The organism is Nocardioides allogilvus (assembly GCF_003047285.1).
Taxonomy (GTDB): Bacteria; Actinomycetota; Actinomycetes; order Propionibacteriales; family Nocardioidaceae; genus Nocardioides; species Nocardioides allogilvus.
In genome coordinates, this window is sequence record NZ_PZYX01000002.1 from 286550 (window position 1) to 302087 (window position 15538).

Annotated in this window: 12 protein-coding genes; 2 read left to right on the plus strand and 10 right to left on the minus strand. The window is 69.5% G+C overall.

The annotated features are described in order from the left end of the window. Positions 1-40: 40 nt before the first annotated feature. Positions 41-796: a 4-hydroxy-tetrahydrodipicolinate reductase gene (gene dapB / locus C9J87_RS04720; RefSeq protein ID WP_010833639.1), complete on the minus strand. Its 756-nt coding sequence runs from the start codon at positions 794-796 to the stop codon at positions 41-43. 77 nt (positions 797-873) lie between these two features. Here dapB and C9J87_RS04725 point away from each other — a divergent pair, with 77 nt between their 5' ends. Further along, positions 874-1389, plus strand: a complete 516-nt coding sequence (locus C9J87_RS04725) for a class I SAM-dependent methyltransferase (RefSeq protein WP_036493126.1) — start codon at positions 874-876, stop codon at positions 1387-1389. A gap of 134 nt (positions 1390-1523) precedes the next feature. On the opposite strand, the gene C9J87_RS04730 is transcribed toward C9J87_RS04725, so the two are convergent. From C9J87_RS04730 to C9J87_RS04755, 6 genes are all read right to left on the minus strand, one after another. Beyond that, complete coding sequence (locus C9J87_RS04730) at positions 1524-2891, minus strand: M16 family metallopeptidase (protein ID WP_010833641.1); 1368 nt, start codon at positions 2889-2891, stop codon at positions 1524-1526. Further along, on the minus strand, positions 2888-5170 hold the full coding sequence (locus C9J87_RS04735) for a polyribonucleotide nucleotidyltransferase (RefSeq protein WP_084622876.1): 2283 nt from the start codon (positions 5168-5170) through the stop codon (positions 2888-2890). The genes C9J87_RS04730 and C9J87_RS04735 overlap by 4 nt, the downstream gene beginning before the upstream one ends. 191 nt (positions 5171-5361) lie before the next feature. Beyond that, on the minus strand, positions 5362-5637 hold the full coding sequence (gene rpsO / locus C9J87_RS04740) for a 30S ribosomal protein S15 (protein ID WP_010833643.1): 276 nt from the start codon (positions 5635-5637) through the stop codon (positions 5362-5364). A gap of 176 nt (positions 5638-5813) precedes the next feature. Further along, positions 5814-6077 carry a DUF6458 family protein gene (locus C9J87_RS04745; protein ID WP_010833644.1) on the minus strand — a complete coding sequence of 88 codons (264 nt, stop codon included), beginning with the start codon at positions 6075-6077 and terminating at the stop codon, positions 5814-5816. A 145-nt stretch (positions 6078-6222) separates the two neighbouring features. After that, the gene (locus tag C9J87_RS04750) at positions 6223-7263 is read right to left on the minus strand and encodes a hypothetical protein (RefSeq protein WP_010833645.1); all 1041 of its coding nucleotides are present in this window, start codon (positions 7261-7263) and stop codon (positions 6223-6225) included. Beyond that, entirely contained in the window at positions 7260-7586 is a 327-nt protein-coding gene (locus tag C9J87_RS04755; RefSeq protein ID WP_010833646.1) for a PadR family transcriptional regulator, read from the minus strand. Before C9J87_RS04755 ends, C9J87_RS04750 begins: the two co-directional genes overlap by 4 nt. Positions 7587-7666: 80 nt before the next feature. Here C9J87_RS04755 and C9J87_RS04760 point away from each other — a divergent pair, with 80 nt between their 5' ends. Continuing rightward, entirely contained in the window at positions 7667-9787 is a 2121-nt protein-coding gene (locus C9J87_RS04760; protein WP_198652276.1) for a molybdopterin-dependent oxidoreductase, read from the plus strand. A gap of 113 nt (positions 9788-9900) precedes the next feature. Here the strand turns inward: C9J87_RS04760 and C9J87_RS04765 are convergent, their stop codons facing one another. The 3 genes from C9J87_RS04765 to ptsP form a co-directional block, all read right to left on the minus strand. After that, positions 9901-11862 carry a PTS mannitol transporter subunit IICBA gene (locus C9J87_RS04765; RefSeq protein WP_107704860.1) on the minus strand — a complete coding sequence of 654 codons (1962 nt, stop codon included), beginning with the start codon at positions 11860-11862 and terminating at the stop codon, positions 9901-9903. 127 nt (positions 11863-11989) lie between these two features. Further along, positions 11990-13726 carry an alcohol dehydrogenase catalytic domain-containing protein gene (locus tag C9J87_RS04770; RefSeq protein WP_010833649.1) on the minus strand — a complete coding sequence of 579 codons (1737 nt, stop codon included), beginning with the start codon at positions 13724-13726 and terminating at the stop codon, positions 11990-11992. Positions 13727-13756: 30 nt separating this feature from the next. Continuing rightward, entirely contained in the window at positions 13757-15466 is a 1710-nt protein-coding gene (ptsP, locus tag C9J87_RS04775) for a phosphoenolpyruvate--protein phosphotransferase (RefSeq protein WP_107704861.1), read from the minus strand. Positions 15467-15538: the final 72 nt, after the last annotated feature.

Here is a 15538-nt window from a genome sequence, read left to right on the forward strand (position 1 = left end):
ACAACTACCCGCCTACCGTCCGAGATCAGCTGAAACTCGTTCAGCCGAGCGGCAGGAAGTGCTCGAGGCCGACCGTGAGACCCGGGTGGTCGGCGATCTCGCGCAGGCCCGTCAGGACACCCGGCGAGAAGGAGGCCCGGTCGAGGGAGTCGTGGCGGATCGTCAGGGTCTCCCCCACGCCGCCGAGGATGACCTCCTGGTGGGCCACCAGCCCGCGGACGCGCAGGCCGTGGACCCGGACGCCGTCGACGTCCGCCCCGCGAGCCCCGTCGAGGCCCGTGGAGGTCGCGTCGGGCATCGGGGCACTGCCGGCCTCCCGGCGCGCCTGCGCGATGAGCTCGGCGGTACGCCGCGCCGTACCGCTCGGGGCGTCGGCCTTGTCCGGGTGGTGCAGCTCGACGACCTCGACGGACTCGAAGAAGGGCGCCGCCTGGGCGGCGAAGCGCATCATCAAGATCGCGCCGATGGAGAAGTTGGGAGCGATCAGGACGCCGGTCTGCGGGCTCACCTCGAGCCAGCCGCGCAGCTGGGCGAGCCGCTCGTCGTCGAAACCGGTGGTGCCGACAACGGCGTGGATGCCATGGGCGACGCAGAACTCCAGGTTGGTCATCACCACGTCGGGGTGGGTGAAGTCCACGATCGCCTGCGCACCGCTGGCGACCAGCTCGGCGATGTCGTCGCCGGCGTCGATCTGTGCCACGAGGGCGAGATCGGGGGCCGCCTCGACGGCTCGGCAGATCTCCGCTCCGACCTTGCCGCGGGCACCCAGGACTGCGACCTTGAACTGTTCACTCACGGCTTCAACCTACTGTGATGTGTGCCCGCTGGGTGGCGGTGACTGACGGGTGAACCAGGAAGTGGCAGGCTGTGACCATGCCAGTGCAGACGATCCCGCCGCGCATCCGATGGGCCGTGGAGCTCATGGACATCCAGCCCAACGACCAGGTCCTCGAGATCGGCTGTGGACCGGGTGCTGGAGCCGAGCTGATCTGCGGCAAGCTCGAGACCGGCAAGCTGTTCGCGATCGACCGTTCGGAGTCGGGAGTGGACCGCACCAAGCGCCGCAACCAGAAGTACGTCGACAGCGGACGCCTCGTCGTGCGCCAGATCGACCTCGCGACCCTGCGCGTCCCGGTGAAGCGCCTCACGAAGGTCTTCGCGTTCAACGTGAACCTCTTCTGGGTGCGCCGCTGCGACGACGAGATCGCCCTGCTGCACGAGCGCGTCGTGCCGGGCGGCGCCGTCTACTTCTTCTACGAGGCCAACCGCCCCGAGCTCGTCCCGAACATCGTCAAGAAGACCTCCGAGGCCCTCCTGCGCGGCGGCTTCCGGGTGTCCGTCGTGGAGCAGAAGGCCCCCGCCGTGATCGGGATCATCGGGCGGCGCTGAGCCGCTCCCGGCGGAAACCGTCAGGAACGTTCGATTCCCCCGCCTCTGCGGGGGAATCGAACGTTCTGGGGTGTTGCAACACTCACGAAGGTGACACTCCCCCGCATATGCGGGGGAACAGGGGGCGCGAGGGGTCAGGCCGGGCCGACGATGGCCAGGACCTCCGGCTGGGCGAACAGGGCTCCCGCGATGTCGCGGACCTCCTCGAGCGTGACCGCGTCGATCTTGGCGATCACGTCGTCGATCGAGAGGAACTCGTCGTAGACGAGCTCCGCCTTCCCGAGGCGCGACATCCGCGACCCGGAGTCCTCCAGCCCGAGCACGAGCCCGCCGCGGAGCTGGCCCTTGCCACGATCGAGCTCCTCGGCGGTGATGCCCTCGGCCGCCACCTTGGCGAGCTCGGCGCGGACGGTCGCGAGCACGTCGTCGAGCTTGCCGGGCAGGCAACCGACCGCGACCCCGACCAGGCCCGCGTCGGCGTGGTGGGAGGCGAAGGAGTAGACGGAGTAGGCGAGCCCGCGGTGCTCGCGGACCTCCTGGAAGAGCCGTGACGACGTGCCGCCGCCGAGGGCCGTGTTCAGGATGCCGAGGGCGTAGCGGCGCTCGTCGCTGCGGGTCAGGCCCTTCATCCCGAGGACGATGTTGACCTGCTCGAAGGGGCGCGTGGTGTGCGACTCCCCCGGCGAGACGGCGCGCGCCTTGGTGGTGTTGCGGTGCCCGACGGGCTCCGCGTCGCCGTCGAGGAAGCCTTGGCGGCCGAATGCGCGGCGTACGTCCTTCACGACCTTGGCGTGGTCGAGGTTGCCGGCGACCGCGACCACCATGTTGTCGGGCCGGTAGTGACGCCGGAAGAACCGGACGACCTGCTCACGCGTCATCGAGGTGATCGAGGCGTGCGTGCCCGCGATCGGGCGGCCCAGCGGCGAGTCGCCGAAGGCCTGGTGGGCGAAGAGGTTGTGGACGACGTCGTCGGGGTCGTCGTCGTGCATCGCGATCTCGTCGAGGATCACGTCGCGCTCCGCCTCGACGTCGGCAGCGGTGATCAGCGAGCTGGTGATCATGTCGCCGATGACGTCGACAGCGAGCGGCAGGTCGTCGTCGAGCACGCGCGCGTGGAAGCAGGTGTACTCCTTCGCGGTGAAGGCGTTGAACTCGCCGCCGACCGCGTCGAGGGCCACCGAGATGTCGAGCGCGGAGCGCTCACGGGTGCCCTTGAAGAGCAGGTGCTCGAGGAAGTGCGAGCAGCCGTGCAGCGCCGGGGTCTCGTCGCGCGAACCGACGTTGACCCACACGCCGATGCTCGCGGAGCGCGCACCGGCCATCTGCTCGGTGACGACCCGCAGGCCGCCGGGCAGGACGGTACGGCGGATGCGTGACGTCACCTGGCCGTCGGCGTCCTTGACGGTCTGGACCGTCCGGGTGGAACCGATCTTCTGGGGAACGGCCGACCGGCCAGCAGAGGAGCTCTGCTGACCGGTCGGACGGGTGGTGCGGGTGGTCACTCGGCGTCAGTCGCCTCGGTGGACTCGTCGGACTCGGACGCCTCGGCGCCCTCCTCCACGACCGGGACCAGCGACAGCTTGCCGCGGTCGTCGATCTCGCCGATCGCGACCTGGATCTTCTGACCGACCGACAGGACGTCCTCGACGGCGTCGACGCGCTTGCCGCCGGCGAGGGAGCGGAGCTTGCTGATGTGCAGCAGGCCGTCCTTGCCGGGCATCAGCGAGATGAACGCGCCGAAGTTGGTCGTCTTGACGACGGTGCCGAGGTAGCGCTCGCCGACCTCGGGCATGGTCGGGTTGGCGATCGCGTTGACGGCGTCCTTGGCGGCCTGGGCAGCCTCGCCGTTGGTCGCGCCGATGTAGACCGTGCCGTCGTCCTCGATCGACAGGGTCGCGCCCGTGTCGTCCTGGATCTGGTTGATGATCTTGCCCTTCGGCCCGATGACCTCACCGATCTTGTCCACGGGGACCTTGATCGTGATGATCCGCGGGGCGTGGAGCGACATCTCCTCGGGGGCGTCGATGGCCTCGGCCATGACGTCGAGGATCGCCAGACGGGCGCCCTTGGCCTGGGTCAGCGCCGAAGCGAGGACCTCGGCCGGGATGCCGTCGAGCTTGGTGTCGAGCTGCAGCGCGGTGATGAACTCGCGCGTGCCGGCGACCTTGAAGTCCATGTCGCCGAACGCGTCCTCGGCGCCGAGGATGTCGGTCAGCGCGACGTACTCGGTCTTGCCGTCGACCTCGTCGGAGATGAGGCCCATCGCGATGCCGGCGACGGAGGCCTTGAGCGGCACACCGGCCTGCAGCAGCGACAGGGTCGAGGCACAGACCGAACCCATCGAGGTGGAGCCGTTGGAGCCCATGGCCTCGGAGAGCTGGCGGATCGCGTAGGGGAACTCCTCACGCGTCGGCAGCACGGGCAGGATCGCGCGGCGCGCGAGCGCACCGTGGCCGACCTCGCGACGCTTGGGCGAGCCCACGCGGCCGGTCTCGCCCGTCGAGAACGGCGGGAAGACGTACTTGTGCATGTAGCGACGGTGCTTCTCCGGGGAGAGCGTGTCGAGCTGCTGCTCCAGCTTGAGCATGTTGAGGGTGGTGACGCCCAGGATCTGGGTCTCGCCACGCTCGAACAGCGCCGAGCCGTGGACGCGCGGGATCACGCCGACCTCGGAGTGCAGCGGACGGATGTCGGCCAGGCCGCGACCGTCCATGCGGATCTTGTCGCGCAGCACGCGCTGGCGCATGAGGGACTTGTTCAGCGAGCGGAACGCAGCGCCGATCTCCTTCTCGCGACCCTCGAACTGACCGGCGAGCGACTCGAGCAGCCCGGCCTTGATCTCGTCGAGCTTGGCCTCGCGCTCCAGCTTGTCAGCGATCGTGAGCGCCTCGGCGGTGGGAGCCGACACGGCACCCTCGACGGCGGCGTAGACGTCGTCCTCGTAGTCGAGGAAGATCGGGAACTCCTGGACCGGCTTGGCCGACTCCTTGGCGAGCTCGACCTGGGCCTCGATGAGCTGCTTGATGAAGGGCTTCGCGGCGTCGAGGCCGCTGGCCACGACCTCCTCGGTGGGGGCCTTCTGGCCGCCCGCGACGAGCTCGATGACACGCTCGGTGGCCTCGGCCTCGACCATCATGATCGCGACGTCACCGGTCTCGGTCACGCGACCGGCCACGACCATGTCGAAGACGGCGTCCTCGAGCTGCGAGTGGGTCGGGAACGCGACCCACTGGCCCTCGATGAGGGCGACGCGGACGCCACCGACGGGGCCGGAGAACGGCAGGCCGGAGAGCTGGGTCGACAGCGACGCGGCGTTGATCGCCAGCACGTCGTAGGGCATGTCGGGGTCGAGCGCCATCACGGTGATGACGACCTGGACCTCGTTGCGCAGACCCTTCTTGAAGGTCGGGCGCAGCGGCCGGTCGATGAGGCGGCAGGTGAGGATCGCGTCCTCGCCCGGGCGACCCTCGGAACGGAAGAAGGAGCCGGGGATCTGGCCCACGGCGTACATCCGCTCCTCGACGTCGATCGTGAGGGGGAAGAAGTCGAAGTGGTCCTTCGGCGTCTTGCCGGCGGTCGTCGCCGAGAGCAGCATGGTCTCGTCGTCGATGTAGGCCGTGACGGAGCCGGCGGCCTGACGGGCCAGCAGGCCGGTCTCGAACTTGATGGTGCGCTTGCCGAACTTGCCATTGTCGAGAACGGTCTCGACGGCGGAAATGATGGGGCCCTCGTTCAAAGGGTTTCCCTTTCTCTTCGCGGAGCGATCCGCGACGCCGCTCATGTGAGTGCCGGTCTTCGATCGAGGCCCGCAGGTGCGTTCACCTGAAGGCCACTACCGAGGACCGAGCCGGGCGAGGCGGGTCGCTCCTGGATCTGGAGTGTTCAGTTGAGTTGGTTCGGCTCCGAGCCTATCGGCTGGGGGCCGAAATGCTGAGAAGCGGCTCCCCGACCGGGGAACCGCTCCTCACGACGTCAGCGTCGGAGACCGAGGCGCTCGATGATCGAGCGGTAGCGCTCGATCTCGGTCTTCTGCAGGTAGTTGAGCAGACGACGGCGCTTGCCCACGAGGAGCAGCAGGCCACGACGGCTGTGGTGGTCCTTCTTGTGCATCTTGAGGTGCTCGGTGAGGTGAGCGATGCGGTAGCTCGCCAGGGCGATCTGCACCTCGGGCGAACCGGAGTCGCCCTCGGTCAGACCGTATTCGGCGATGATCTTCTTCTTGGTCTCCGCGTCAGTACCGATCGACATGCGGGGCTCCTCTCGTGTCTCGTTGCGCGGCGCTCGGGACAGGATGTCCGGGGCTCTCTCGATCCGCGGCCGTTCAGACGGCAATTCCCACCGGGGTGGGCAACCTGAGAAGACTAACAACGCAGTCACCCGGGCCCCAAAACGCTGGGACCCGGGTGACCACTCACTGTCGTGCGTCAGATCGCCGGCGGCGGAGGCGGGTCCGTCTCGGTACGCCGCTCGGTGGTCGCCTGGCGACCGTGGGCGTCCGTGGTGGTGGCGGTCGTGGTCGCTCGCCGGCGCGTGTTGGTCTGGATCGCGGTGAGCGCGATCACCAGGATGCCGGCGAGGCACAGGATGTAGCCGACCACGGTGAGGTCGACTGCCTCGATCATGTCCCGCACCGCGAAGGCGAGGATCAGCCCAATCGCAAGCAGGAAGACTCCCAGTCCGTAACCCATGATGTGTCTCCTTCTGTCCGGGCGATGGTGAGGGCGAATGCCCCGCCCCGGAGCGTCCACCACCTCGGCGCGCCGCACATCCCCCGCAGGGGTGGTGACCGTGTGGATCTGCTGCACCCCCGTGACACCAGATCCACACGGTCGGTCAGGGGCGCCGCTTCTTCTCGCGGCGCTTCTCGGCCTCGACGGGAGCCGTCACGGTCGGGGTCACGCCGTCCAGCGTCACCGGCGGAAGTACGGCGAACGGCGGCGCTTGCAGCGTCGGCTCGCCGACCGCCTCCCAGGCCATGTCGTCCCAGTCCCGCTCCGGGAGCGGGAACACGCTGTACAGCTCCGTGCGCCCGTTGAGCCACGGCGCAAGAACTCGCTCGCCGTTGTCGATGTACGCGTAGTCAGGATCGATCTTCAGCCGTCGCCCTTGGTCATCGACCAGCTGCACGCCGACGAGCGGATTGCCGGCCGCGTCGAACGGATAGACGTTGGTCACGGGCTGGCCGTTGAAGGTGAGCCCCGGGGTCGGGGTCGGCTGGCCGTTGTAACCGAGCCTCTCGACCATGTCGTCCTGGATCGAGTACTCGACCCGCTGGAGCGTGTCGAACGTGATGAGCAGCGCGAAGACGTTGAGGACGAGCAGCACCACTCGAGCGAGCAGTCCCGACGTGCCCGGCCAGATCTTGCCCCGACCGATCTGGATGCTGACGATCGATGCCACCGCGAGGATCAGCAGCCCCAGCCCCCACGAAGGTGTCGGCAGCCACGCGACGTCGGGGCGCGCCGCCCACCGGGCGAACGTGTAGTTGAACCACATCACCGCCAGCCACGCACGGAAGACCCACCACGCCGGGCGCGCCGCCCGGACGGCCGAGCCGATGTCGGCCGGCATCTTGTCCAGGAGGCGGCTCCAGTGCGTGCTCGCGGCGTCGAGCACGGCCGTCGGGGACGTGGTCGACCACTGCCTGCGACCAGGGCCGGCGGGCGCCAGCCCTGCCGCCGCACGGAGCTCGGCGGCGTACGCATCGGGATCACCGAGGGCCTCGGGGCCACGCTCGGCGACGAGGTCGGCCATGTCGGCCTCCAGCCCGTCGAGCAGGTCTTCACGCTCGTCGGCACCGAGGTCGGAGAAGCGTGCGCGCACGGCGGCGACGAAGGCGTCGACCTCGGGCGTGAGTCGGATCGTGTCGTTCATGCCGAGGCCCCCTGCAGCAGGTTGGTGACGGTGGTGGAGAAGTGCGCCCAGTCGTCGCTCTGGGTCTTGAGCTGGTCGCGGCCCGACGGCGTGATGCCGTAGTACTTCCGGTGCGGTCCGCTCTCCGACGGGACGACGTAGGAGGTCAGGGCGCCGGCGGCGTACAACCGACGCAGCGTGCCGTAGACCGACGCGTCGCCGACCTCGTCGAGGCCGCCCGCCCGGAGGCGGCGGACGACGTCGTAGCCGTAGCCGTCCTCGTCGTCGACCACGGCGAGCACCGCCAGGTCGAGCACTCCCTTGAGGAGCTGTGTGTTGTCCATGCCGTGAACAGTAGTGCGGATAGCGCACTACCGTCGACACCACAGTTCCGATGGGCGTGTCGGCATGTGATGATCCGCAGATGTCAGCCCACGAAGCGGCGCAGCAACGCATCGGCGTCTGCAACCTCTGCGAAGCCATCTGCGGTCTCGTCCTCACGATCGAGGACGGCACCGTCACCTCGGTGAGGGGCAACCCCGACGACCCGCTGTCCCGCGGACACATCTGCCCGAAGGGCGTCGCGATCGCGGACATCCACACCGACCCGGACCGGCTGCGCCGACCCGTGCGCCGCGACCGGGCGACCGGCGAGTTCCACGAGATCGGCTGGACCGAGGCGATCGAGCTGGTGTCGAGCGGGCTGGCCGCGACCATCAACGCGCACGGCCGCGATGCGCTCGGCATCTACCTCGGCAACCCCAACGTGCACAGCCTCGGCTCGATGACCCACGGCATCGGCCTGGTCAAGGCCCTGCGCACGAGGAACACCTTCAGCGCCACCTCGGTCGACCAGCTCCCCCACCAGCTGCTCGCGCACCTGATGTTCGGCCACCAGCTGCTGCTGCCGATCCCCGACATCGACCGCACCACCTACTTCCTCGTCTTCGGCGCCAACCCGATGGCCTCCAACGGCTCGCTGATGACCGTGCCCGACTTCCCCACCCGGCTGCGCGAGCTCAAGCGTCGCGGCGGCCACATGGTCGTCTTCGATCCACGGCGCACCGAGACCGCCAAGGTCGCCACGGAGCACCACTTCATCCGACCCGGCACGGACGCGTGGGTGCTGCTCGCGATGTTGAACGTGCTGTTCGCCGACGGGCTCGCGCTCGCTCCGGCGTACGCCGACGGGCTGGCCGAGGTCGAGTCGGCGGTCGCGCACTTCACCCCCGCCCTGGCGGAGCAGATGAGCGGCGTCCCTGCCGCGGACATCGAGCGCGTCGCACTCGAGCTCGCCACCGCCGAGGGCGGGGTGGCCTACGGCCGGGTCGGCGTCTCGACCCACGAGTTCGGCTCGGTCTGCCAGTGGGCGGTCAACCTGCTCAACATCGTCACCGGCAACCTCGACTCGGTCGGCGGCGCGATGTTCTCCTCCCCCGCGATCGACGCCGTCGGCACCGGCCTGATCGGGCGCGGCCACCACAACGCCTGGCAGTCCCGTGTCCGCGGCCTGCCCGAGACCGCCGGCGAGCTGCCCGTGTCCGCGCTCCGCGAGGAGATCACCACCCCCGGCGCGGGGCAGGTCAGGGCGATGCTGACCCTCTCGGGCAACCCCGTCCTGTCGACCCCCGACGGCGCTCGGCTCGACGAGGCGCTGGCAGGCCTGGACTTCATGGCGGCCGTCGACATCTACGTCAATGAGACGACCCGGCACGCCGACGTGATCCTGCCGCCGACGGGGGCACTGGAGCGCGACCACTACGACCTGATCTTCCAGACCTTCGCCGTACGCAACACCGCCCGCTTCACGCCTGCGGTGTTCGAGAAGGAACCGGAAGCCCGCCACGACTGGCAGATCTACCGCGACGTCGCGCTGGCCACGATCGACAAGCTGGACCGCAAGCCCTCCCTCAAGGCGCGGCTGACGCTGCGAGCGCGCCTCGGCCTGAGCCCGACGCGCCTCGTCGGGCTGCTGCTCGCGCGCGGTCGAACCGGGGTGACACTGCGCAAGCTGCGGGCCAACCCCTCGGGCGTCGACCTGGGCCCCCTGCGGCCGAACCTGCTGCCCGACCGGCTGCAGACGCGGGACCACCGGATGGGCCTGGCGCCGCCGTTGGTGCTCGCCGACCTCGAGCGCCTGACCACCGTCGAGCCGCCTGCCGAGGGTGAGCTGCTGCTCATCGGGCGCCGCCACAAGCAGGACAACAACTCGTGGATGCACAACGCCGGCCGCCTGACCCGCGGCAGGGCCCGCCACCACCTCCTCATGCACCCGGCCGACCTGGCCGAGCGCTCGCTCGAGGACGGCGCGGTCGTCACGGTCACCTCACGCGTGGGCAAGGTGCGCGTCGAGGTCGCCGCGACCGACGACATGATGCCCGGCGTCGTCAGCCTCCCCCACGGCTACGGCCACGCCCGCAACCCCGGGATGAAGCGCGCCGCCGAGCTGCCCGGGGTGTCGATCAACGACCTGACCGACCCCGAGCGCCTCGACGTCTCCGGCAACGCTGCGCTCACGGGAGTGCCCGTCACCGTCTCCGCCTGACACGCCGAGCGGGCACAAAAGCACGTCCCGGACGAGCTGAGCGGGCACAAAAGCACCGTGCGTTCGTGCTTTTGTGCCCGATCAGCGCGTGTGTGGTGCTCCTTCTTGACGGGTCAGACCTTCACTCCGCCGAGGACTTCGCGGACTTCGGCGGCGGACGTCGCCCGGCGCAGCCGTTCGACCTGCTCGGCATCGACGAAGACGCCGGCCAGCTTCTGCAGCAGCGCGAGGTGGTCGTTGCCCGCCCCGGCGATGCCGACCACGAACTCGGCGGGCTTGCCGTTCCAGTCGATGCCGCCGGGATAGCGGACGAACGAGATCGCCGTACGGCGGATGGCGCCCTTGGCCTCGTTGGTGCCGTGCGGGATGGCCAGCAGGTTGCCCATGTGGGTCGACACCGACTTCTCCCGCTCGTGCATCGCATCGACGTAGGCGGGCTCGACCGCACCGCTCGCCACGAGCAGCTGCCCGGCCTCGGTGATCGCCTCGTCGCGCGAGGCGGCAGTGCCGTCGAGCACGATCGCGTCGTCACGCAGCACGTCGGAGTCGACACCGTCGTCGGCCACCTCACCTGACGTGGCGCCGGCGGCACCACCGTTCCGCTGCCGCACCAGCTCGACGATCTCGTCGTAGCGCGGACTTCCCATGAAGTTGTCGACCGAGACGTGGACGGCCGTCCCCGTGCGCTGACGCGCCCGGTCGGTGAGGTCCTGGTGGGTCACGACGACGTCGTAGGTGTCGGCGAGGTTGGCGATCGACTGGTTGGTGACCGACACGTCGCCGTACCCCGCTGCCTGGATCTTCTTGCGCAGCACCGACGCGCCCATGGCCGACGAGCCCATGCCGGCGTCGCAGGCGAAGACGATGGTGCCGATCGGGCCGCTCGCAGCGGCGCCGCTCGTGAGCAGGGAGGACACCGAGGACTTCTTGCCCTTCATGGCCTCCATGTCGGCGGTGGCCGCCGACAGGTCGCCCTCGTCGTCCGAACGGTCGGTCTTGAGCAGGAACCCGGCGACCAGGAAGGAGACGGTGGCAGCGCCGAGCATGGAGAGCGTCACGCCGAAGAAGCTGCCGCTGGCGGTCTGCGCGTAGACGGCGAACACGGAGCCGGGCGCGGCCGGCGCGCGCAGGCCGACGTCGAAGAGCACGTTGATGAAGACACCCGTCATGCCGCCCGCGATGGTGGCGAGGATGAGCTTGGGCTTCATCAGCACGTAGGGGAAGTAGATCTCGTGGATGCCGCCGAAGAAGTGGATGATCGCGGCGCCGGGCGCGGAGGCCTTGGCCATGCCCTTGCCGAAGACGGTGTATGCCAGCAGCAACCCGAGTCCGGGGCCGGGGTTGGCCTCGAGCAGGAAGAGCACCGACTTGCCTGCCTCGACCGCCTCGTTGGTGCCGAGGGGCGTCAGCACGCCGTGGTTGATGGCGTTGTTGAGGAAGAGCACCTTCGCCGGCTCGATGATGACCGACGTCAGGGGCAGCAGGTCGTTGTTGACGAGGAAGTCGACACCCTCCCCGAGCCGGTCGGCGATCCAGGTCACGACCGGGCTCATGCCGAAGAAGCCGAAGACCGCCAGCAGCATGCCCCAGATGCCGGCGGAGAAGTTGTTGACCAGCATCTCGAAGCCGGGCTTGATCTTGCCGTCCCACAGGGAGTCGACCTTCTGCATGGTCCAGCCGCCGAGCGGGCCCATGATCATCGCGCCCATGAACATCGGGATCTCGGTGCCGGCGATGACGCCCATCGTGGCGATCGCACCGACCACACCACCGCGGGTGTCGTAGAGCATCTTGCCGCCGGTGTAGCCGATCAGGATCGGCAGCAGGTAGGTGATCATCGGGCCGACGATCCCGCCCTCGGCGAAGTCGCCCCAGCCGCCGATCTTGGCGACCCAGCTGTCGGCGGAGTCACCGATGCCGAGCTCGGGCAGCCAGCCCACCTCGATGAACAGGGCGGTGATCAGGCCCCACGCGATGAACGCGCCGATGTTGGGCATGACCATGTTGGACAAGAACGTGCCGAACTTCTGCACGTGGACCCGGGCGCCGCCGCGGGCGGCAGTTTGAGTGGACATCGCTTCCTCCAGATCGGGGTGACCTCAGTCACATCTGAGAGTCAGCAAACTCCCATTCGGGCACGTTGCCAAGCAAACGGGCCGACTTTCTGGGTGATCGGGTGTGGCTTTACCCCCGTTCGCGCCGCTAGACGTTCAGCTGGCTATCGAAGAGCGCCCGCTCTGCCTCGTCGTTCCAGGTGTCGCCGGCTCCGAGCTTCGCGGCGACGTCCGGCAACGTGTCCTTCAGCTCGTCGAGCCCCACGAGGGGGAGGTCGTGGATCTGGGGGAAGATCAGGACCTTTCCTGAATAGCGACCGTCGACCAGTGCCTGGAGGCCGTCCTTGGCCGCGCGCATGCCGCCGACTGCGCCCACGATGGATCCCGGGGAGAGGTCACCCTGGTTGGCGAGGTCCACCACCTGCTGCTGGTCGTGGATGGTCAGCCCTGACGTCCCGGTGTACTGGGCGTTGTCCAGGTAGACGGCGCTCAGGTTCAGGGGCGCCAGCGTGCCGTTGGGGACACCGGCGAAGAAGACCAGCATGCCGTCGGCGTTCATCAATGTGTCTGCCTCCGCCATCACCTCGGAGATGGGGACACTGACCACGACGTCGTCGGCACCCCGGTTGTCGGTGAGTCCCATGACGAAGTCGCGGAGCGACTGGTCGGCGGTCTGGGAGTTGAAGGTGATCAGCTCGCAGTCGTTTTTATGCGCCAGGTGGCCCAGACGGTCCTCGAGGGCCTTCAGCCGCTCGTCGCTCACCTCCGTGGCCACGATCTTCCGGGGTCCGCCAGGCTGCTGGATGGCCCTCTGGACGTGCATCAGCCCCATCGGACCGCCGGCGCCCACGAAGACGGTCGTGCCCTGCGAGCGCAGGTCGCAGCGGTTGCGCGCCTCCCCGTAGGAGGCGGCGATGTCCGGACCTCGATCGCCGATGTAGGCGGTGTAGTCGTAGTGCAGACGGCCCACGTCGGTGTCCACCAGGCCGTCGAGGGCGGTCTCGCCCACCAGGTTGAGGGTGCCGCGCCGGGCGATGTGCGTGGCCACGGCGCCCACCGTGGTTGCCGATCGAGGATCGAGCACGACGATGTCGTCGAAGCCGGCGCCGTCGGTCAGCTCGTCCACCAACGCCTGGTAGTCGTCGGTGGTGATGCCGTCGCGCACCACCGTGGCGGCAGAGGTGCGCTCGACCATCTCGACCACCGAGGCGGGTACGTCGGTCAGCACGATGGTCGCCGGCGCGTCGAGCCCGGCCGAGAACTCGTACACGCGCTCGTCACCGGGCCGACCGATGACCCACATCGTCCCGCCGGCCCTGGGCTCCAGGCGGCGACGCTGGGTGTAGGCGGCCATCACGCAGCCCCACGGCTCCAGCGTGGAGCCCTCGGCGTAGCCCATCGTGTCGGGAAGCGGCAGGAGGCAGGCGCCGTCGTCGGTCTCGAGCATCTCCGCACCCATGAGGTGGTACTGCGTGAGCCCGCCCGGGATGGTGTAGCCGTAGGCCGTGCTCCTGCCGTCCTGGTAGATGTCCGGCTGTACGGCCAGCCGCTGACCGGCGTGGTAGCGGTCCTGGAGGTTCTCCCCCACCTCGATCACCGTCAGGCTCACCTCGTGCCCGAGCCGGGTGGGGTCCTGGGAGAGGTCGCGGTCGTAGAGCTTCGGGTGGCTGCCGCCCTGGCGCATGATCTTCACGTCGGAGAAGCAGAGCCCCACGCTGTCGATGCGCACCAGCATGTGGTCGGCATCAGGTGACGGGATCGGGGCCAGCTCGGGCGCAGAGTCCTTGCCCATGTTGTCCTCGCCCGCGCCGTGCAGGAACCAGGTCCAGCTCTGCTCGGGCAGGTCGAGATCGGCCGCGCGGTAGCGGTCGTACGCTGACGTCATGCTTCCTCCGTTGTGAGGTGGTGGGGGTTCTCAGTGGCCGAGCAGCGCGCGCACGGCGTCGCGCGCGGCCAGCGGGTCGCTCGCGCCGAGGGCCGCTTCCGCGGCGGCCTCGCAGGTGTCCATCGAGACGCGCGAGAGCTGGGCGCCGACGGGGCGTACGGCGCGGGCGGCCATCGACAGGGACGTGATCCCCATGCCGACGAGCGCGCAGGCGAGCATCGGGTCGGCGGCGGCCTCGCCGCAGACGCCCACCGGCTTGCCGGCCTGCTTGCCCGCCTCGGCGGTGATGGCGATCAGCTGCAGCACCGCCGGCTGCCACGGGTCGGTCAGGTGCGCCAGGTCGGTGGCCATCCGGTCGGCGGCCATCGTGTACTGCGTGAGGTCGTTGGTGCCGATCGACAGGAAGTCGACGACCTCGAGCATCCGGTGCGCGAGCAGCGCGGCGCTCGGGATCTCCACCATCACGCCGGGCTTGAGCCCGCGGGCGCGCACCTTGTCGGCGAACTCGGCCGCCTCCGCCACGGTCGCCACCATCGGCGCCATCACCCACGTGTCGGTGCCGGTCGTCTCCACGGCGAGCTTGATCCCGTCGAGCTGGCGGTCCATCAGCCCGGGGTTGCCGAACGACAGCCGCAGTCCGCGCACCCCGAGGGCGGGGTTCTCCTCCCCGGGAGTCGTCGCGAACGCGATGGGCTTGTCCGACCCCGCGTCGAGCGTGCGGACCACGACGTACTGCCCCTCGCCGAAGGCGCCGAGCACCTGGCTGTAGATCTCGCCCTGCTCCTCGGCGGTGGGCTCCTGCGTCGCGTTGAGGAAGCACAGCTCGGTGCGGAAGAGACCGACGCCCTGCACCGGCTCCGCACTGGCGTGTACGGCGCTGGGCCCGTCGGCCACGTTGGCGAGCAGCTTGACCGGGGTGCCGTCGGACGTCTCGGCCGGTCCCGTCCAGGCGGCCAGCGCCGCGCGGGCCTCGCGACTAGCTGCGACCCGGGTCGCAGCGTCGGCGGGGTCGGCGCCGGTCTCGACAGTGCCCGTCTCGCCGTCGACGACGAGAAACGTGCCGGCCTCGACGGCGGTGATGCCGGCGACGCCGACCACGCAGGGGATGCCGAGCTGGCGGGCGATGATCGCGGTGTGGCTCGTGGCACCGCCGCGCTCGGTGACCAGCGCGCTGATCAGCGCGGGGTCGAGGCCGGAGGTGTCGCTGGGCGCGAGGTCCTCGGCGATGAGGATCGAGGGTTCGTCGGGGGTGGGCACCCCGGGCTCCGGCTCGCCGACGAGGTGGGCGACGACGCGGCGCTCGATGTCCTCGAGGTCGGTGACGCGCTCGGCCATCAGGCCGCCCATGTTGGTGAAGATGGAGACGAACTGCTCGACGGCGGCATCCACCGAGGCCACCAGTGGGGTGCCGGCGGCGAGGTTCTTGGACACAGCACCGCGCAGGCCCTTGTCGCGCGCCAGGCCGGCGCTCGCGGTCAGGACCTCGGCGGCGGGTCCCGTCGCCTGTGCGGCCTTGCGGGCGAAGGTGTCGGCGACCGCCGCGACCGCGTCGTCGTAGGCCGCCAGGGCCGCGTCGGCGTCGGCGAAGCCCCCGTCCCCGAAGCGGGCCACCGCCTCGGGCGACACCTCGCCACGCACCACCAGGGCGGGCCCCGCCGCGACGCCGGGAACGACCGGGGTGCCGCGCAAACCAGTGGACGGTGCCGATGCCGGGGTGGAGGCCGGGGTCGCGGTGGTCATGGACACACCGTAAGCCACCCAGACTTGACACTCAACAGGTTCGGCTATAAAACAACACATACACAGATTCAC